Below are 19887 nucleotides of genomic sequence, written 5' to 3'. Positions count from 1 at the left end.
CGGCTGGCCTGTTCAACTTGCGAATGCTGACCGAGACGCCGTCAGTGAGGGCTCCCTATGACCGGCAATATTTCAGCTGCCGTTGTCGTGATTGGCGAGGGCATCGCCGGTTTGGTCGCTGCTCTGCGTGCCCGCGACGCTGGGGCCTCGGTTCTTATTGTTGGGCTGGGAGGCGGTGCCTCCGGTTGGCTTCAAGGGGTCAATGTCGTGGTCGACGGAGCTGACAATCAAGACACAACCTCTGCTCATCGCGACGACATCTTGCGGGAAGGCTGTGGTATCAACATTCCGACTATGGTCGAAGACACTGTTTCAGCTGCGCAGCAAGCCTTTCGTGCACTACGCGAACTAGGTGTCGGCTTTGCTGAAGTCGATGGAAAGCTTGTACTGCGTCATGCTTCCGGATCGTCCCGTCCGCGATGCTGCTTTACGCCTAGTGCGATGTGGGGAGGTCAAGCAGCGACGATCTTGCGCCGTGCACTTAAAACACGCAGCGTCCAGCGCAAACGGCTGCGTGTGCTACGTCTGATCGTCAATGGCGGTCGTGTACGCGGGGTAGTCGCTCAGGATCCGCGCGGTGGGAATCCCGTCATGATCGACGCTGGCGCTGTGATCCTAGCAAGTGGCGGCGTCGGGAGCCTATTTGCCCAATCAACCTACCCTCGCGATGTGTATGGTGCCTCCGCCGCGCTGGCACTGCGCGCCGGTGCCGAACTAGCAGACATGGAATTTCTTCAGTTCGAGCCCCTTGTGGGGCATGCACCAAAAGAAATCTCTCGATATGTTATACCGACTACGTTGTTCGGGGACGGCGCGGTAATGCGCGATGTGAACGGCAGACGTTTCCTGCTCGAGCGGCGGCCTCAAGGTGAGGCCGGCATTGGCAAAGAAGATCTTGTACGCGAAATGGCACGTCAGAGCGCCGCCGGAACGACCCTGAAGGAAGGGGGACTATGGTTCGACGCAACAGGTTTGGATCCGTCCATCATTGATCGCTATCCTTGGCTCGCTACATTCATGCGGAAACATGAGATCGATATGACGCAATCCCCGGTTGCCGTCTGGCCGGCACCACACACATGCTTAGGCGGAGTCGCCGTAGATCGAGACAGGCAGAGCCGTGTAGGTGGGCTCTTCGCTGCTGGAGAAGCAGCTGCCGGTGTACATGGCGCTGGTCGCCTGGCTGGCGGCAGTGGGACGGATGTGCTAGCAGCGGGCTGGATTGCGGGCGCGGCCGCCGCAAGAGTGGCTGCCGCGACGCGGTTCGGAACAATGCCAACCTCCTTAAATTACAACATCTGTTCCCCTGCAGACGCTGACGGCAGGGCTCTAACACAGGTCAATGCTGAGGTATCGCAATGCCTGTCCAACGCCGCTGGCATTGTCCGCAATGGTGAGACCCTGGCCGACGCTGCCAATCAACTTGCTCGTCTCGCCGAAGGCCTTGGCGCTTCCAGCGAAAACCCTCTTTCGCCCGCTGCAGCGACCGCTGATCGCATCCTTGTAGGCCGCGCAATCATAGAGTCAGCACTCGCGCGGTGCGAGAGCCGCGGAGCACATCTGCGGAGTGACTACCCCGCGACCGACGCACTACAAGCTCGCTCGCTGTTCGTGTCTTTCGACGGCGACGGCGACGGCAATGTTGCGATCGTCACCGAACGCAGGACGTGACATGCTTAAGGAACAACGGCACGCCCGGATTCTTCAAGTACTCAGAGACGCGATGGCCGCCACGATCGGCGACTTAAGCGATGCTGTCGGCGTTTCTGATTCCACTGTCCGTCGCGATTTGCGCGTTTTGAGCGAGCACGGCCTTGTACGGTTGACGCACGGAGGCGCGGTATTGACGGAGAGCCACTTCTCGTCATTCGAGCTCGACAGCGAGCTCGCCGCAGCGACCGAATCGCAGGCCAAGGCTTCTCTAGGGGTGTATGCAGCTACGCAAATTTTGACCGGTCAGACAGTTCTTTTCGACAGCTCCTCAACGGTCCTCGCAGCGGCGCGGGAAATAGCTCGCCGAAAGTCAGAGATCACGGCTATAACAAATTCTCTGCAAATCGCCGAGGTACTTGCAGCCAGCAGATCTATCGCAGTCATCGTGGTGGGTGGCAGCGTGCGGCGCGGTTCTGCTACACTTTACGGAAACCCCGGCCTCGCATTTCTGAACGAATTGCACGTCGACTTAGCACTGCTTGGCACCCATTCCGTAAGTGGAGCCCTTCTGACGGAGACGTCGCAGGATGTAGTCGCTATGAAGCGCGCGATGATCCACGCTGCCCGACATATCATTCTCTTGGCCGACAGCACAAAGTTCAGGCCACCGGCGCTATTTACTATTTGCGGCGTTGAAGACATAGACGAAATCGTAACCAATTCAGACGCCAGCCACGAGGCCTTATCGATCGTAAAGGAAGCCGGGGTCGCCGTTACCACCGTGTGACTATATCGCGAGCAACTACTACCCAATGTTATTCGTCGGCAAGCGTCAATGTCTAAACCCAGGCTATTCGCCTTATTACCTCGCACACGCGAAGTCAAAAGAACACCTTCAGATAGTTCATTTTGGTCGAAGTCAATGATATCTCTATCGACGGCGTATGGTCGGGCCGTGAACCCGGCGTCGCTGGTCTCGTTGGCTGAAGTGCGGGAAGCGACCGGCGATTTGGAATGTAGCGCGGGCGGCGATCCAGAGGCGATCCGCAACAAGAATAGTTCAATTCAACGAGTCCTGGTAGCATGAAGCGTCGGTATGGAGCTGATCAGTTCGGCGAGGGTGATAAAAAGAGACATTTGATCCTGCATGCATCCCGTCGAAACCGCAAGAACATTGTCCACAGGATTCCAAGGTCTTTCGACGCCATCACGAGATTGAGAACACGTTCGGACGACCGAATGACTGGCGCAGGGTTGGCTACTCCTTCTGTCAGCCATCGCCCCCGCGGCAACGGTTTTCTTTTGGGTATGAGTCCGGACGCGTGACGTATGATATTATTTTCTTCCTATCTCTACTCGCGTACCTTCCGGCGCCTGCCCGGCACCGGACGTCGTGCGTCGTCACGATCTGGCAGGCATCGAATACTGAGCCGAAGTCAACTTTCTTCCTGGCCAAATCGTAAACGAACCCGGTACCTCCTCGCGATGACGTGATACGAACCCTTTGAAAAGCAAAATCCTTTCTGAAAGTGCCAGATTAAACCTTCACCAAGTCCTCTCTGCTCCGAGTCATACCTGATTTGGCTTTTCTGGAAGCCATTTTTTTGCGATGCTGCAAACCATCGTATACGCGGGGTTATAGACATTCCCAACTTCATAACGGACGGTCTGACCGAGTAGATGCGCGGCATCGGAATCCGACAGGCCATAATCTGACTTGAGCCAAACTACCATCTCGGTTGTCGCGTGCTGAAGCGCCTGATCAAGCGGGCGTGCATTGCCCACGGTGAAGATACGATCATCCAACTCTCCGCGAGGCCATCCAATCGAACGATGCTTTTCGAGTGTCAAGCGGAGCTCGACATCACAACAGGTTTCCACACCAGTACCGGCTATCTCGCCGTCACCTTGTGCAGCATGGCAGTCTCCCAGGAAAAAGAGCGCACCGGTCACGCCCACAGGGAAACTTACACTGCATCCGGCAGTGAAGCCGCGATAATCCATATTTCCACCGTTTCGGCTGCTGGTGGCGGTCGAGATAGCCACGCCCCCAGCGGGAGCAACGCCGAAGCACCCGATCATTGGAGCACATGGTAGGATTAACTGCTTAAGTGTGGCGGGCGGAGTCGCGAGCTGGACAGTCGATGTCTCCAGATCAATAATCCAATTACATACATCTCTGGGAGGGAGATTGCGGGCATATTCCGGCTCCAGAACATTCGCCGAGAGGGCGGCACGGGTCCAGCCCGTTGCACGCACCGGGTCAATCCTCAGGATTTCAACCCGAAGAGCGTCTCCCGGCTCTGCACCTGCCACGTAAATAGGCCCGTTCATCGGATTGGGGCGATTTGCCTTTTGCTCACCTCGAGCATTCGTCCCTGCCGCATCAAGTGTCTCGGTGATGATAGTGTCACCGCTCGCTACAACCAAAGCCGGCTTCATTGCCGCGAAGACATTGTGCCAGTTTGTCGGCCTGAATCGATGTGTTTCAGTCAAAACGTAATTCCTCGTGCTCAGCAAGTGGCTTGCGACCTATCCGCGGTTTCTAGAGGCTATATCCGTTAGGAACCGCGCCTTTTCATCGACGGCTGGCTGATCATATTGGAGCTGGGTCTTGCTTGCTTTACCCGGCTTTTTCTTGGAGGCAATATTACCGCCCTACCCCGCTCAAATGAGGTGCCTAGGGCTCGACCCGCTCCTTATCAATCATCATACCATGCTTCACCCTGTCGAAAAGGAAGCTCGACTTCTTCATTCCGCGGATTCCGGCGGCGGACCGATATAAAGAGAGGTAGGCCGGTTCTGCTCATGTTTGCTTTGGTATTGCTCCATCGCATGAGCGGTCCAGCCAGCCATGCGGGCTAGGGCAAAAATGAGGTCGCCCGAGCCGCGCAACATACCCGCGACGTAGGCAAGCGCGGCGATGGTGAAGCCAATGTTGGGGGGGGCAATGCCGCGCTGTTTCTGGATCGCAAGGAACTGTGCCAACTTCTGGCTCCGCGGGGTGGCGGAGTCTGACGAGGTCAGGATGTCGAGCACCGGACGTGTGCGGCGGTCGCCGTCTGGAAAACGTTGATGTCCGAAGCCGGACAGGACCTGCCCCTCGCGCAGCCGCTCCCCGATAAACTGATTGATGCTCTTTTCGTTATTCAGCCCGTCAAGATAGCCCTCGACCGCTAGCGAGGAGGCCGACTGCACCTTGCCGCCACTGCAGTGCATCCCGGCCGCTAGGACCGAATAGATGTCGGTATGGACGGACGCGGCCATTCGGGCAGCGATGGTCGTCGGCGTGGTCACGTCCGCGTCGGCGGTCACGATCATCGCTGCGTTCAGCGCGCGGATCAGCGCATCGCTGGGCGGTTCAGGGCACAGCCGCGACCAGACCCGGCGCGCGAAACTTTCTTCACCCGAGGGCTTATACTCTTGTCCGCCCTGTCTCTCGATCACCGGCATGGCCTCGATCATGGTCGCCATCAGGGTGCTGACCCGCTTTATCACCGAAGCGGAGTTCAGATCGTGGCGCATCGGGTCCATCGGCGCGGCCAGGTCGATCAGGATCTTCATCCGCTCGAAGGGAAGCAGGTCGGTCGGCAGGACCCGGGACTGGCGACGCAAGGTTGTGACCATTTCCATATCGGGCCGGAATGTCAGCCGGGCAGGATCGACCTCCCACAACAGCGCGGCCACTTCCTCGTAGCTCTTGATGAGCGCCAACCGAGTCGCACTTTTCCCGCGATAGTAGAACTCGCCCTCGTGAATCGTCGAGATCGCCGAGACAAACATCGGGCTTCCCTGTGACGACCTGCGGCCCTTCCGTCCGCGGTTGGCGAGATTTTCGACGTCGAGCGGGTCAAACATGCTGCCGTTGGACCCGTTAACCTCGCGCGGCACCAACAGGCCGCGCGATACATAGGCATAGATTGTCGCCCTCTTCACGCTCAACCGTTCTGCTGCCTCTTCCGAGGAGATCAGCCCCATCTTCAAATCGCATTCCCTTCAAGGTCTGGCACGACGGCTGTCAGCGGTCCGGTCGACGAGCCTTCATGTAAGGTTGATTTATGATCAACTATTGACAGGAATAGATGAGCCGTCAACTCTGAAGGTGCTTGGGGCCGATACGTCCGCGAGCGAAAGGGCGGCGCAAAGAACGACGCCCAACCAAGGGAGGAAAACATGAAGATGACGACAATAGTTGCAAGGCGGCTGAACCTTGCCGGACTGCGTGGCTCGGCGCGAGGGATACTCTCCTCCGCCGTGTTGGCGGCCATGGCTGTCTCAGCTCCGATCGCCGGTTGGAGCCAGGATGTCCAGCGCGGCGGCGAGGTCGTACAGGCCGAATGGATCGCCGTACCTTCGCTAGACCCGCACCTGTCGAGCGCCGTCAATTCGTACGTCTGGCCCAACCTCTTCGATGGACTGTTCACCTACACCCCACCGCAAGAAGAAGGTGGTACCTATACCACCGGACCGGGGCTTGCTGCCTCGATCGAACGCGAGGGCGACGGTGTTATCGTGGTTCAACTGCGCGAGGGCGTCAGCTTTCATGACGGCACGCCGGTGAATGCGGAAGCTATCAAGTGGAATCTTGAACGTGCACGCGATCACGAGTTGTCGACGCGAAAGGACGCGGTCGCCAACCTGGAAAGTGTCGAGGTGGTCGACGACCTGACCGTGAAGTTGACCTTCACAGAGGAGCAACCGCTTTTCGAAGTCCTGTTCTCATCGGCCAACCCGGCCAACATCTACTTCGTCTCGCCGACTGCCGCCGAGCAAGTCGGGGACGAGGCGTTCGGTCGTGCCCCAGTGGGAAGTGGGCCGTTCAAGCTGGTGGAGTTCCGCGCCGATGACCGAATGGAGATGGTGGCGAACGAGGCCTACTGGGCGGAGGGTCTGGACGGCGAACCACTGCCATACGTCGACGCGCTGACCATCCGCTTCGTGCCGAACCAGTCGGTGGGAGCGGTGGAATTGCGCGCCGGCAGCATTCACGTCGCCGAACTGCTGGAAACCGACGTCCTCACGCTGAAGGATGACCCCAATGTGAAGCTTTACGAGGTGCCGCTGACCGACAAAGGGTATCCGAGTTTCTACATGGCATCTAACCCGGATCTCGACACGCCCTTCGCGCAAGACGTGCGTCTACGCCGTGCGGTGCAGCATGCGATCAACCGTGAGGCGATGGCTAAGGTCGTTGGCCTCGGCGCCGCCGTGGCGGAATATCACTGGGGCTGGTATCCGGGCGTTCCAGGCTATGACGAAAGTCTGCCGCGCTACGAATACGACCCGGACAAGGCGCGCGAACTTTTGGCCGAGGCCGGTTACCCTGACGGCATCTCGCTAGAGGTCAAGGTGATCAACCGGCCACGCGACGTGAAGCCACTGGAGATCATGCAGGCGATGCTGGCCGAGGTCGGAATTGACCTTTCGATCAACTTGATGGATCGCACTCCTTGGATCGATGCCGGACGCGCAGGCAACTTCGAGGCGCTGTCGCACGGCAATACGGCCGACGTCGAGCCGCTGATGCGCCAGACGACCAAGACAGGGTCGTCTTCGAACTGGGCTAATTTCTCTAGTGCCGAGATTGACAAGCTGTGGGAGGACGCCGCGCAGGCGACTTCGATGGACGAGCGCGCCGAGATCTATCGCGAGATGCAGCGGATCATGCACGAGGAGGCTGTCCACTTAGTGGCGTACCGCATTCCCACGGTACTCGGTTACGCCGCAAACCTGCACGGTCTGGACCAAACCGCCGGTCTGGGGATGCATCACGTCTGGCTGGAACAGTGACCAGCTGACGCATCCGAGGCAACACTGATCGGGCACCCGTGCGCGGGTGTCCGAAGTGAAAAGGTCCAAAGGCAATGCGAAACTTCTACGTGCGCCGCGTACTGACCGCGTTGGTGGTGCTGTTCATCGTCAGCGTGATCTCTTTCTTTATCGCCTTCGTGCTGCCAGGCGACACCGCCACCGCCATGCTCGGCGAAGAGGGTGGTCTGGATCCCGAGCGGTACGCTTACCTGCGAGAGCAGCTAGGGCTGAACAAGCCACTTGTGGTGCGCTACTTCGAGTGGGTCGGCGGTGTGCTAACGGGCGATTTCGGCGTCTCGCTCCGCACCAACGAGCCCATCGGGCCAGCGCTGCTGCGGCGGCTCGGGCCAACCATGCAGTTGGCGATGATGGCCATGGTCTTCGCGGTCTGCGTCGCGATTCCGGTGGGTGTCGTCGCAGCGGTCAACAGCCGGACCTGGGTGGACACGGCCGGCACCCTCCTGGCGCTTACGGGCATTGCAATTCCCGCATTCTGGCTTGGCATCATGCTGATGCTGTTTTTCGCGGTCTGGCTGAAATGGCTACCGCCGTCGGGCTACGTGCCAATCTGGGAAAACCCGCTGGAATCTATTCGACTGATGATCATGCCAGCCATCGCCTTGGCCTCTGGCCTGATGGGCGTAATCATTAGGCAGGTGCGCGCCGCAATGCTGGACGTGCTGACCGAGGACTTCATCACCGCCGCCCGCAGTAAGGGCATCACCGAGCGGCAGGTCATCCTGCGCCACGGTCTGCGAAATTCTCTGCTGCCGGTGGTCACGATCATCGGCCTGCAGATGGGGCATGTGATGGCGGGCGCGGCAGCGCTCGAGGTTGTATTCTCGATCCCCGGGCTGGGCCGTCTGGCGGTGGATTCCATCTTCTTCCGCGACTTCACCATGATCCAGGCGATCATGCTGCTTTTCGCATTCATCGTGCTGCTAAGCAGCTTCGTCACCGACATGGTCTACGCGCGCCTCGACCCGAGGATCCGGTATGACTGATGTGTCCACACATACCCCCCACTACGTGCCGCGACCGCGCACGACCCGGGGCCTGCGCAGCCCTCTTGGCATCCTCGCACTGGTGCTCGTGGTTCTGATCCTGGGTGTCGCGATCTTCTGCGGGCTTATCGCGCCATACGATCCGAACAAGCAGGACTACAATGCCTTCCTGGAAGGGCCTTCGGCGGCCCACTGGCTTGGAACTGACCACCTTGGCCGAGATCTGCTGTCGCGTCTGATGTACGGTAGTCGGGTCGCGCTGATGGTCGGGTTCGGCGCCGTCGGCTTCGCGATGTTCTGCGGCGTCACGCTCGGCCTTCTTGCGGGGTATTCGCGCGGGTTCCTAGACGATGCGATCATGCGCGTGGTGGACGCGATCCTCGCCTTTCCCTCGGTCATGCTAGCGCTGGGCATCATGGCGGCGCTCGGGCCCGGTCTGAGTACGATCATTATCGCCATCGGCATCGCCGACATGCCGCTATTCGCCCGTCTTACGCGCAGCCAAGTTCTCTCGGTGCGAGAGCGCGACTTCGTCACGGCCGCGTTGGCGATGGGCGCCCGTGCCCCCCGCATCATTATACGACACATCCTGCCGCATATCCTCGGCCCGGTCATTGCTTTGGCGACCCTGCAGGTCGGACACGCTATCCTGATTGAGGCCGTGCTCTCCTTCCTCGGGCTCGGGGTGCAGCCGCCCACCGCCAGCTGGGGCGCAATCCTGAAATCCGGGTTCGACTACCTTGAACTGGCTCCCTGGATCTCCGCGTTCTCTGGCCTCGCCATCCTGATGACGGTCCTTGGAGTTACGCTCCTCGAGGACGCGCTGCGCGAGCAGATGGATCCCAAGTCCGGTGCCAAGACATGACAGTATCCGGTCCCGCCCGTTCGCCCGATCGTCCGCTCTTGCACCTGGATGATCTGCACACCTCCTTTGCCCAAGGCGCCATCGTGGCGGTCGAAGGGATTGACCTGCGCGTCGGTGCCGGAGAGTCGGTTGGTCTGGTTGGAGAGTCAGGGTGCGGCAAGTCGGCTGCGGCGAAATCGATCCTGCGGCTGCACGATCCGCGCAATACCCGCATCGGCCCTGGACGCATCCTGTTCGAGGGGCGAGACCTCCTGCAACTTTCTGACGAAGGCATGCGGAAGATCCGCGGACGCGAGATCGCGATGATCTTTCAGGATCCCATGACCGCATTGGATCCGGTGATGACTGTCGGCGACCAGATCGCCGAATGTCTCGACGCGCATGAGCGTCTGTCCGCCACGGCTCGGAAGGCGCGCATCCTAGAACTGATGAAGCTGGTGGGCATCCCCTCGCCCGCCACCCGGATGCGCTGCTACCCGCACCAATTCTCAGGTGGGATGCGGCAGCGGATTATGATTGCAATTGCGTTGTCTTGCCGACCGAAACTGATCCTTGCCGACGAGATCACTACCGCGCTGGACGTGACGCTTCAGGCTCAGGTTCTGGAACTGATCCGGTCCCTACGCGACAGCATGCAGCTGGCCACAATCATGATCACCCACGATCTGGGCGTCGTAGCCGGCATGACCGACCGCGTCTACGTGATGTATGCTGGCCAGATCGTAGAGACCGCAGCAACGGATGACCTGTTCGCTCGTCCTGCCATGCCCTACACGTGGGGACTATTGCGTTCAGCGCCCGATCTGGAGGCGCCGGTTGTCGAGCGCATGGTGCCGATAGAGGGAATGCCGCCTAGCCTGGCGGACCCTCCTTCGGGCTGTCGGTTTGCCCCGCGCTGCCCCTACGGACGAGAAATCTGTGAACGCGCCGCGCCGCCACTCGCACCCAATCCCGTCAGCGGACCAGAACATGCCGCCCGCTGCTGGGGCACGCAACAGGTCAAGGGCGGCGGTTGGCTGATCGGGCATGACTGGCGCGCGCCGAACAGTGACACGCCGACTTCGGGAAAGGCGGGGACGAATGCCTGACACATTGAAGGTTCAGGAGAAGGCCCAACCGCTGTTGAAAGTCACCGACTTGGCGGTCAGGTTCGGTGAGGTGCGTGCGGTCGACGGTGTCAGCTTCACGATCGCGCCGGGCGAGACGCTGGGGCTCGTGGGCGAGTCCGGATCGGGCAAATCAACCGTAGGCCGCGCGATCCTTCAGCTGGTCCGCAGCAGCGGCGGTACGGTCGAACTGGACGGCACCGACCTGGGCGCTCTGAACGGCGAGCGTCTGCGGACCATGCGCCGGAAAATGCAGGTCGTGTTTCAGGATCCGCGCGGCTCGCTTGACCCGCGCATGCGGATCAGTGCGATTTTGGCGGAACCATTGGTTATCCATGGCCTCCGCGACAAGACCGCCATGGCCGACAGAGTGCGCGATCTGATGCGGCTGGTGGGCCTGCACGACGACATGGCCGACCGGTTCCCGCACCAGATATCCGGCGGGCAGGCGCAGCGTGTAGCCATAGGCCGGGCGCTGGCGCTTGAGCCTGCGCTGATCGTGGCGGACGAGCCCGTCTCTTCGCTCGACGTATCGATCCAGGCGCAGGTGATGAACCTTCTGGCTGACCTGCGCGCCTCGCTGGGGCTGTCGATGCTTTTCATCGCTCATGACCTTGCCGTCGTCAGGCACATCTCGGACCGTATCGCGGTGATGTATCTGGGCCAGATCGTCGAGCTGGCCCCGCGCGACCGGATCTACGCCAAGCCACTGCATCCATACACGCGGTCGCTGTTATCGGCGGTGCCGGTTCCCGACCCGGCGCGCGAACGCGCCCGCAAACGTATTATTCTTGAGGGAGATCCGCCCTCCCCGGACAATCCGCCGCCGGGCTGCCCGCTCAGTTCCCGGTGCGCCCTACGCCGGGAACTGGGCGACCCGGCGGAATGCGAGAAGCGCCGTCCAGCCCTGACCGAGACAGCACTCGGCCATCACGTCGCCTGTCATTTCGCGCGGGAGTAGCGCTGCCGTGCGCAACTACACCCGTTTCTCAGACATCCCAAGACCATGAGGCAAACGACCATGACATCAGCCCTTACAATTCGCCACCACGACGTGGTCGTCGTTGGCGGCGGCGCCGCCGGGATCGCCGCGGCTCACGCGGCCGCCAGCAACGGCGCCGATACGCTGCTGATCGATGCCGGGCCCATGCTGGGCGGCGAGCTGTTGTCCGGCATTCCTATCGACGGCTGCCTCAACACGCGGGGAGAGTGGATCGTTGGCGGGTTTCTCGACGGTCTGCTGGAAGAGTGCAAAGCGCTGGACGGTTTCGTCGGCGCCTTCTTTGACTGGCGCACTATTTGGGTCGTTTGCTGCGACCCCGAGACCATGAAACTGGCCGTCGCGAGGCAACTGGACAAGGCGGGGACCAAGATCCTGCTAAACAGCTTTGTCGACGAGGTCGTCACTGATGGCGGTCGTGTCAAAGCGATCTCTGTCCTAAACCGGAACGGGCGCACGCTAATTTCCGCTGGCACATTTCTGGATTGCTCGGGGGACGGCGACCTCGCCGTTGGCGCGGGCGCCGAATTCCTCAGTGGCGACGGCAAGGGCGCATATCAGCCTGTTACCATGGTCTTCCGGATGGCAGGCGTCGACAGTGACCGCCTGATGCAATTTGCAGAGGAGGAAGAGGAAAACCTCGCGCTGCGGGAAAACCCCTGGATCAAGGAAACGCGCGAGGAATGCCTGCGAGCGTTGATCAAGCAGGGCTATCCCAAGCTGTTCCTCAAGGCCGACGGCCCGCTGATGGCAAAATCCATCGAGGCGGGAGAGCTTTATCCCACGGCCCTGATCGGGGTCACGCCGGTGTCGATGCGCCGCCGCGAGGTGGCCTTAAATACGACCCGTGTGGCCAACGTGGACGCGACAGACACCCGCGCGCTCAGCGCGACGATGCCCCAGCTGATCGACCAGGTCTGGAATTGCCAGAGCTTCATGCGCAAGCGCGTGCCGGGCTTCGAGAACGCTGCCTTCGCCGGGATTGCCCCCCGCATCGGTATACGCGAAACGCGGCGGATCGTGGGCGAAGAGACGTTGGACGGCGACGACGTGCTGGCGGCGGTGAAGCGCACAGACGGCATCGCCAAAGGCGGCCACCACGTCGACATCCATGGCGGGGGCACCGATCAGGTTCGCAAGCCGATCCGAGACGGCGGGTCCTATGACATCCCGCTGGGCTGCCTGCTGCCCAAGGGGATTGAGAATGTAGCCGTCGCCGGGCGCTGCCTGTCGGCCGACCGACAAGCGCATGGCTCGGCGCGAGTTATGGGCACCTGCATGGCAATGGGTCAGGCCATCGGCACCGCCGCAGCTATCGCCAGCGACGGAAATGACCCGCACCCGGTGCTGGGCGAGGTGCCGCTGTCTCGGTTGAGGGAGAGACTTCTGGACCAGGGCGCCATTCTGGACGGCACACATTAACGAACGAGGAAGAGGTCAGGACATGGGCAACGCGATCTGGGATATTGATACTGACGTTCTGGTTGTCGGAGGGGGCGCCGCGGGCGTTTCTGCGGCGGTGACTGCCGCGCGGAATGGTGCGCGTGTCACTATTGTGGACGGCGCGCCGATGCTGGGCGGCGAGTTGCTGACCGGTCGGCCAGTCGATGGTGCAATTGCGCTGGACGGGCGGCGGATCCTGGGCGGGTTCGCGGACGACCTGCTCAGGGGCTGCGAGAAATTCGACGGGCGAAGCGCGGTGGTTTGCGATTTCGACCGGCGGAACGTCATTTGCATGGACCCGGAGGCGGCCAAGTTGGCATTGACCGAGCTGGTTTTCGGGTCCGGGGTATCGGTCTTGATGTATACGGCGGTCGACCAGGTGGTAAAGGATGATGAGGGGCGCGTGCACGGCGTGATCGTGCGCAACAAGCGCGGCCGCAGCTTGATCCGCGCCAAAGTGACTATCGACGCCAGTGCTGAAGGCGACGTGTTCACGACGTTGTCGAACGCCGTGCAGGAGGATGGCGTCTATGCGGATACGCGGAAGGTCGACCTGACGATGCGCATGTCCGGCATTGACGCCGGCGCGCTGCTTGCCCGGGCTAGCGAGACGCCGAGCAACTTCTCTCTGCTGCGCCATACGCGGTTCTCGGACCGCTCCGACGCTTTGTCGAAGTTCCGCGAGCAAGGAGTACCGATCCTGAAGGTGCCGCGCGAATCGCCGCTCCTGTCGGGGGCGATGGGGCCGGGCGGCCGGCTGCCGGATTTGGAGGCAATCGAGATCGCGCCGACCTCTGCGTTGCGGCGGGAAATTTACGTCCGCGCGGCAAATGTGCAGGTTCCGGCAGATCGCACCGTCGAGGCTGCGAGCGACAACTACACCGGCTTGCACGCCCAAATAGAGACGATCATCGCCTTCCTGCGAGAGAGCCTACCGGGGTTCAGCGAAGCCGGCCTTGCCGCCGTCGCACCTCAGGTAGAGTTCTCGGGTGGCCGTTATGCGAAGGGCGATGTGGTGATGGACACCGCGACCGACGCCGGAGCGCCGGTCATTGCACTAGGATGCGGGGTCGCGGATGCTGAGATCTTCGGCATTCCGTTCGGCAGCCTGCTGGTGAACGGCACCGACTGCCTGCTGGTTGCCGGCAGCCGGATTTCCGCCGCACAAAGCCGGCGCGCCGATACACGCGCGGTCGGGACCTGCATGGCAACGGGACAGGCAGCCGGCCTGGCGGCTGCCATGACCGCCGAAAGCGGCGGCTCCTTGCGATCTCTGGACGCGCACGCGCTGCGCAAGCGGCTGATGGATCAGGGCGGCGTGCTCGAGGCGACGTCGTGACACCACTTCCGGACGTTACGCCGGCCGAAGGCTACGCGACGCTCGGCCCCGGGGAAGCGGCAATTCTGTCCGCCGCGGTTGCGGTGATGTGGCCCGCGGATGCAGCAGGACCAGATGGAGCTGCGCTAGGCGTGGTGCGCTATGTCGACCGGGCGCTGGCCGGGGCGGAGCAGGCGGCGCGGTCAACCTACACGGAGTGCCTTGCCGCGCTTGACCATGTGGCGGTTTCGGCCCACGGCTCCAGGTTCGCAGAGTTGCCGGCCGATGCGCAGGTGACCCTCCTGGAACGGCTGTCGAGGGGGGAGCTCGGCATCGATGCACAGCGCGAGACGTCGTTCTTCTCAATCCTCCGGCGCCACCTGACCGAGGGCCTGTTCGCCGATCCGGTGCATGGCGGCAACCTCGATTGCGGCGGCTGGCGATCGATCGGCTTTCCGGGCGTCGTGCTGTCTCACACCGCAGAAGACAACCTTGGCGCCTCCACCGATCCCGGCGAGGGGCCCATTCCGTCCCTGAAGGACGTGATAGGCGAACCCGCCCCTCGCGCAGCGCCGCCCAAGACGTCAGCAGAAAACATCGACGCGGCCGACGTTGTGATTGTGGGCGGTGGCGGCGTCGGAGCTCTGGTCGGCCCGTGGTTGGTGCAGGCGGGTTTGAAGGTGGTGATCCTCGAAGCCGGGGAGCACCGCAAAAGCGACCGCAAGCGCCCGGACGAACTGACCTATGCATACTACTGCCGTGCGGGGTTCGGTGAGAAATTCAACTCCGAGGTACCCACATGGTGCGACGGCGAAGGCGCCGATCCCGTGCCGATGCCGTTCTCGCTTGGGCGCATGTGCAACGGCGTCGGCGGTTCGCTAGTGCATTACGGGGCGCGTTTGCGGCGGATGCATCCGCACCAGTTCCGCATGCGCTCCACCCTGTCCGACCTTGGCCGGCTCGAGGGGCTGGACGACGATTGCACCGTGGCTGACTGGCCCTTGGACTACGACGCGCTGGAGCCGCATTATGAGGCACTGGAGCAGCTTGTCGGGATCGCCGGCGCCGACACGCATCCATTCATCCCGCGCCGCACCGGCTTGCCGATGCCGCCCGCGCGGGAGTTCGCCGTCGGTGCCTTTTTCGAGAAGTTCGCTAGAGGGCGAGGCTTGCACCCGGAACCGGTTCCGGTCGGTCAGAACACCGTGCCCTATGCCGGCCGCCCTGCCATGGAGTATTCGCCCTGGGGCGAGGGCACGGGCTGCCCGGGGGCCGCGCGCTGGATGCCCAACGATGACCTGCTGCCCGCGGCGCTAGCAACCGGGGGGCTAGGCCTTCGTACGGGCGCCCGAGTCCTGCGCATTCGCACCGACTCCAGCGGCCGTGCCAGCGGCGTAGACTTTGTCGACGCGCAGGGCCGCGAACGGATTCAGGTGGCGCGCGCGGTGATCCTGTCGGCTTATACCTTCGAGAACGTGCGTCTAATGTACTTATCGGGTGACAGCGCGCACCCCGATGGTCTTGGCAATTCTTCCGACCAACTCGGACGCCATTTCATGACCAAGCAGTTTCCCAGCGTCTATGGCAGCTACCCGGGGCAGCAGTTCAACCGCCATACCGGGCCGGGCGCACAGGGGTTGGTAATCGAGGATTTCCTGACCTCCGACTTCCTCGCCGCTTCGGGACTGGCCGGGGGCGGCACCCTATCGGTCGAGAACCAACTGCTGCCGATCCAGATCGCGCGGGAACCGCTGCCTCCCGATACTCCCAATTGGGGAACCGAATGGAAGGCACATGTGCGGGCCTGGAACGAGCGGCTTGCCATCCGCATCCAGACCGACACTCTGCCCTATCGCGACAACAGGCTGACACTGGATCCGCTGCGTCACGACACGAGCGGGCTTGGGCTTCCGGTGGTCCGGGCCACCTACCGCATCCGTGGTCACGAGAACCGCCTGTACCAGCGCATGATCTTCGAGGCTGAGGATCTGCATCGCGGCTTGGGGGCAGCGCGTGTCTGGCCCGGTCCTGTCTTTACCGGGATCGGAAGCTGCCATGATCTCGGCGGCTGCCGGATGGGCGAGGATCCCGACGTCACAGTCGTTTCACCTGATCTCGAGGTGCACGACACACCCGGCCTGTACGTTATGGGAGGCGCGGTGTTTCCCTCCTGCCACGCGGTGAACCCCACGCTGACGATCTGGGCGCTTTGCCGGATGGCCAGCCAGAACCTTGCCAGGAGGCTCACATGAAGCTGCACACGTCACTGGATCATCTCGGTTCGGTGATCGTCGGTCACCGTATCGGCGGCCAGACCGTGCCGGGAGAGGAGCGGCTGGAACTGGCCGATCCCGCGCGTGTTGCGCGGCTGACCGGATCGCCGGATGGCGGCCAAGATTGGATCGACGAGGCCGTCGCGGTGGCCCGCGCCGCACTGAACGGTCAGTGGCGCGCTACTAAGCCGGTCGAGCGGGGACGGCTGCTGACGGCGATCAGCCGGGCCATCGCGGCTAACGAGGACCGAATTGCCGCGATAGAGACCCTTTGCATGGGCAAGCCGTTGAAACAGGCGCGGGGCGACGTGCGGACCGCGGCGCGCTTCTTTGAGTACTACGCCGGCGTCGCAGACAAGATCGAGGGCGAGACGATCCCCTTGGGGCAGGGAATGCTTGCCTGGACAGAACTGGAACCCGTGGGCGTAAACGCGCAGATCGTGCCGTGGAACGCGCCCTTGGCCATGCTGGCGCGCGGGCTGGCCCCCGCACTGGCGGCAGGCTGCACCGTGGTCGCCAAGCCGGCCGAAACGACACCCCTAAGCGCGCTGATCCTGTCCGATATCTGCACAGCTGCCGGGCTGCCGGATGGGGTTCTCAACATCGTGCTGGGCGGGCGAGACACAGGCGCGGCGTTAAGCGGGAATGCGGATGTGGACCACGTGACCTTTACCGGGTCCGTTGCCGCCGGCAAGAAGGTGATGGCCTCGGCCTCCCAGCACCTGGCCTCAGTGACGCTGGAGCTCGGAGGCAAGTCGCCGTTGGTAGTCCTGCGGGATGCCGACCTAGACCGTGCCGCCGATGGCGTGGTGCGCGGCATTTTCTGGAACGCTGGACAGATCTGCGCGGCCTCGGCACGGCTAATCGTGGAAGCGCCGGTGGCCGAGCCGCTTTTGGACAAGGTCGTGGAGCGGGCGAAGAGACTGACCTTGGGTCATGGATTGGATGATCCGGACCTTGGCCCGCTGGCATCAAAGGCGCAGTTCCACCGGGTTGGCGACGCCCTGGTCCAGGCTGAAAGGGACGGCGATACGGTTCTGCTTGGAGGCAAGCCAGCCGAGGTTACCGACTTGCCCGGCTATTTCTATCCTCCGACCATCCTGCGAACCAGGCCCGACAGTCAGGCCTCAAGGCGAGAGATTTTCGGCCCAGTACTCGCCGTGTCCGAGGTGCCGGATGCTGCGGCGGCCACCGAATTGGCGAACGACTGCGACTACGGGCTAGTAGGCGGAATCTACACGCGCGACATGGATCGCGCCCTGGCTTTCGCTCGCGCGTTGAACGTCAGCCAGGTTTTCGTGAATGGCTATCTTGCCGGCGGTGTGGAAACCCCGGTGGGGGGACGCAAGGACAGCGGTTTCGGGCGCGAGAAAGGACTGCGCGGCCTACAGGCTTACCTATCTACCAAGTGCACAACTGTCACATTCTCGGAATAGGGTAACGTCCGGAGCGGCGTGATAGTTCTTTGACGAACCTGGTGACGCCGTAGCGGATGTCTGCGCGTGCCCATGCCCATTCGGCGGGCACGAAAGCAATCCGCTCCAAGATGGTGCTCGCTAACAACCCAGCCGGGACCGGAAACGACCAATATGTCGGAACCGGTCAAAGAGGCTTCGGACGTTCAAGGCCTGCCACTTCTCGCCCGGCCGCATCGCGGGCTTTTACAGCTCTAGTGCTTCCTCAATTCGCCAGTGATCGGCTCTCGCTCCTGCCGTGCAAACAGTTCCATGATGCCGGCCGTCAGTGTCGTTCGCTTTCGGCATGTCGCAGGCCCGGAAGGTAGCACCCATCTCTGCCAGTGAGCAGAAAAACAGCGTTGCGAGCAGGTCGCTTGGGTCCTTCCTAATGGGTGGGGGCCTCCGGGGGTTGCGCTGAGCCCCGGATCTCGCCAATTTTTCGGATATGTCAGCATGACAGACCTATTTCTGGGGATTTCCCCCACAGCTCCCCCACAATGACCCTCGGCTTCCTACACCCAGCATACCTCCCCCAGAAATTCCCCACAGCATCCCTGAGAAATGGGACGGGGTGGGACGGGGGTGGGACGGGGGGGCCGTCCCAGCATTTCCCCCTTTATTTTCAACTACTTATACTACTCCAAATCTATGGGACGGGGGTAAGAGGGTTAAGTGCTGGCTTCCAGCGAAAAGTGGAATAGGGGCCTGCCCCATCGCTGTGGGGGCCCTCGGGGAGCCCTGTCTTCGTCGGGACGCCAAAAGTTGCCCTGACCCCCGTCCCGGCCGTCCCACCCCGTCCCGGACCTTATAAATAAGGGCTTTCAGAGCATAGGGGGCCCGTCCCACCCCGTCCCAAAAAAAGAGGACCTGATTTCTCAGATCCCCCACAAATCCCCCACACGGACCCCCCTTCTGTGGGGGATCGCTCTCAGGGGGAAATCTCCCTCACAGGGACTTTCTTGCCGATGCTCTGGTAGATCATGTCTGCGGTCCCGGGGCCCCCGGGGAAGGCGATGACGAGCGTCGGTTTCCCCACAACAAGCATCTCGGTATTTCTCCGGGCCCCCGCAGAGCGTCCCTGCGTCTTCCACGCGGCCCGGAACTCACGATGCCCGGCGGCGTACAGCACGGCCCAGACCTTCCCGAGAAAGTCGGCGCCGCGCGCCCCGCCTTGGATGATGAAGACGTCCCGATCTCGGAAAGGGGCCATGACCTCCTGCACCCGGTCCCAGTTGTTATAGTCGCGGCCGCCGCAGATCTGGATGCGCTGCTGCGGCCCGGCAGAGCACATCTCGTCGATCAGCTGGCTCTCCCCTGCCCCGCAGACGGCACAGACGGCGTAGCCCTTCACGACTACCTCGGCGGGCGCGTTCCGGTCCTAGAGCGACCAGAGGGCATGGGTGTAGCGAAAGTCGTCTGGCATCTGGACCTTCCAGCCCCTGTGCAGGGCGCGCTTGTGGAAGTCGTCGACGGTCAGCCCCCTCGCCCACTACAAGATGGGGACGGTCCCACCGATCCGGCCATCGAGCAGGATGGCGCCCGCGACGAAGTGCGGGGCTACGACCCGGATCAGGGCGCGGCGGCCGCGCTCACCCACGGCCAACAGCGCGGTGCCGGTCCCGGGGCTCTCGCCGGGCGAGCCGTCCGGGCGCTCGATCTTAATCTTTGGCGAGACGAAGCAGATCAGGTCGGCCCGGGGCGCGAACTCCTGTCACCACAGGGCCGAGGTCCTGTCGGCACGAGGCGATCCCATTGCCGTGCTCGAAGAACTTCGTCAGCCACGCGACCTTGGTCTTCTGGTGCCCGAACGGCGGGTTCATCCAGATGAAGCCGTGCCAGCCTGTCTCTAGGCTGTCTCCAGGCTGTCTCGGTAAATCCGACAGTCGCAAGGCCCATGAAGAGGGCTGAACTGGTCAGCGGCCACATCCAGATCGAACTCTTCCCCGAGGGCGTCGAA

15 protein-coding genes are annotated in these 19887 nt (G+C 62.2%); 12 read left to right on the top strand and 3 right to left on the bottom strand.

Translation table 11 applies throughout. The features are described 5' to 3' along the window. Nucleotides 1-57 precede the first annotated feature (57 nt). Nucleotides 58-1671 (top strand): FAD-binding protein, encoded by a 1614-nt coding sequence (locus C8D95_RS05665; protein WP_109758199.1) that lies wholly within the window; start codon nucleotides 58-60, stop codon nucleotides 1669-1671. Between the two features lies 1 nt (nucleotide 1672). After that, complete coding sequence (locus C8D95_RS05660; RefSeq protein WP_164721687.1) at nucleotides 1673-2440, top strand: DeoR/GlpR family DNA-binding transcription regulator; 768 nt, start codon at nucleotides 1673-1675, stop codon at nucleotides 2438-2440. Between the two features lie 782 nt (nucleotides 2441-3222). Here C8D95_RS05660 and C8D95_RS05655 read toward each other — a convergent pair. Both C8D95_RS05655 and C8D95_RS05650 read right to left on the bottom strand, forming a co-directional pair. Next, nucleotides 3223-4149: an acetamidase/formamidase family protein gene (locus tag C8D95_RS05655; protein WP_206508303.1), complete on the bottom strand. Its 927-nt coding sequence runs from the start codon at nucleotides 4147-4149 to the stop codon at nucleotides 3223-3225. Between the two features lie 255 nt (nucleotides 4150-4404). Beyond that, nucleotides 4405-5631 carry a citrate synthase gene (locus C8D95_RS05650; RefSeq protein ID WP_126918572.1) on the bottom strand — a complete coding sequence of 409 codons (1227 nt, stop codon included), beginning with the start codon at nucleotides 5629-5631 and terminating at the stop codon, nucleotides 4405-4407. A 195-nt stretch (nucleotides 5632-5826) separates the two neighbouring features. Between C8D95_RS05650 and C8D95_RS05645 the strand changes: the two genes are divergently transcribed. The 9 genes from C8D95_RS05645 (at nucleotide 5827) to C8D95_RS05605 (ending at nucleotide 17909) form a co-directional block, all read left to right on the top strand. Next, complete coding sequence (locus C8D95_RS05645; protein ID WP_109758195.1) at nucleotides 5827-7443, top strand: ABC transporter substrate-binding protein; 1617 nt, start codon at nucleotides 5827-5829, stop codon at nucleotides 7441-7443. Between the two features lie 74 nt (nucleotides 7444-7517). Continuing rightward, nucleotides 7518-8468 carry an ABC transporter permease gene (locus C8D95_RS05640; protein ID WP_109758194.1) on the top strand — a complete coding sequence of 317 codons (951 nt, stop codon included), beginning with the start codon at nucleotides 7518-7520 and terminating at the stop codon, nucleotides 8466-8468. Continuing rightward, the gene (locus C8D95_RS05635) at nucleotides 8461-9333 is read left to right on the top strand and encodes an ABC transporter permease (RefSeq protein WP_109758193.1); all 873 of its coding nucleotides are present in this window, start codon (nucleotides 8461-8463) and stop codon (nucleotides 9331-9333) included. The genes C8D95_RS05640 and C8D95_RS05635 overlap by 8 nt, the downstream gene beginning before the upstream one ends. Further along, entirely contained in the window at nucleotides 9330-10421 is a 1092-nt protein-coding gene (locus C8D95_RS05630) for an ABC transporter ATP-binding protein (protein ID WP_109758192.1), read from the top strand. Before C8D95_RS05635 ends, C8D95_RS05630 begins: the two co-directional genes overlap by 4 nt. 4 nt (nucleotides 10422-10425) lie before the next feature. Then, complete coding sequence (locus C8D95_RS05625) at nucleotides 10426-11400, top strand: ABC transporter ATP-binding protein (protein ID WP_241239663.1); 975 nt, start codon at nucleotides 10426-10428, stop codon at nucleotides 11398-11400. 60 nt (nucleotides 11401-11460) lie between these two features. Beyond that, the gene (locus C8D95_RS05620) at nucleotides 11461-12861 is read left to right on the top strand and encodes an FAD-dependent oxidoreductase (protein ID WP_164721688.1); all 1401 of its coding nucleotides are present in this window, start codon (nucleotides 11461-11463) and stop codon (nucleotides 12859-12861) included. Between the two features lie 22 nt (nucleotides 12862-12883). Next, entirely contained in the window at nucleotides 12884-14221 is a 1338-nt protein-coding gene (locus C8D95_RS05615; protein WP_109758189.1) for an FAD-dependent oxidoreductase, read from the top strand. Then, nucleotides 14218-16452, top strand: coding sequence for a GMC family oxidoreductase (locus C8D95_RS05610; protein ID WP_109758188.1), 2235 nt, complete (start codon nucleotides 14218-14220; stop codon nucleotides 16450-16452). Before C8D95_RS05615 ends, C8D95_RS05610 begins: the two co-directional genes overlap by 4 nt. Next, the gene (locus C8D95_RS05605) at nucleotides 16449-17909 is read left to right on the top strand and encodes an aldehyde dehydrogenase family protein (protein ID WP_109758187.1); all 1461 of its coding nucleotides are present in this window, start codon (nucleotides 16449-16451) and stop codon (nucleotides 17907-17909) included. Before C8D95_RS05610 ends, C8D95_RS05605 begins: the two co-directional genes overlap by 4 nt. A gap of 949 nt (nucleotides 17910-18858) precedes the next feature. Here C8D95_RS05605 and C8D95_RS05600 read toward each other — a convergent pair. Next, nucleotides 18859-19281 carry an SLOG family protein gene (locus C8D95_RS05600; protein ID WP_109758186.1) on the bottom strand — a complete coding sequence of 141 codons (423 nt, stop codon included), beginning with the start codon at nucleotides 19279-19281 and terminating at the stop codon, nucleotides 18859-18861. Nucleotides 19282-19462: 181 nt separating this feature from the next. On the opposite strand from C8D95_RS05600, the gene C8D95_RS21690 reads away from it, so the two are divergent. Next, entirely contained in the window at nucleotides 19463-19780 is a 318-nt protein-coding gene (locus tag C8D95_RS21690; protein WP_146202981.1) for a hypothetical protein, read from the top strand. Nucleotides 19781-19887 lie beyond the last annotated feature (107 nt).

Source organism: Silicimonas algicola (assembly GCF_003148765.1).
GTDB classification, from domain to species: Bacteria; Pseudomonadota; Alphaproteobacteria; order Rhodobacterales; family Rhodobacteraceae; genus Silicimonas; species Silicimonas algicola.
Note: the sequence above shows the minus strand (reverse complement) of the source record. Positions and strands in the feature narration are given on the sequence as shown.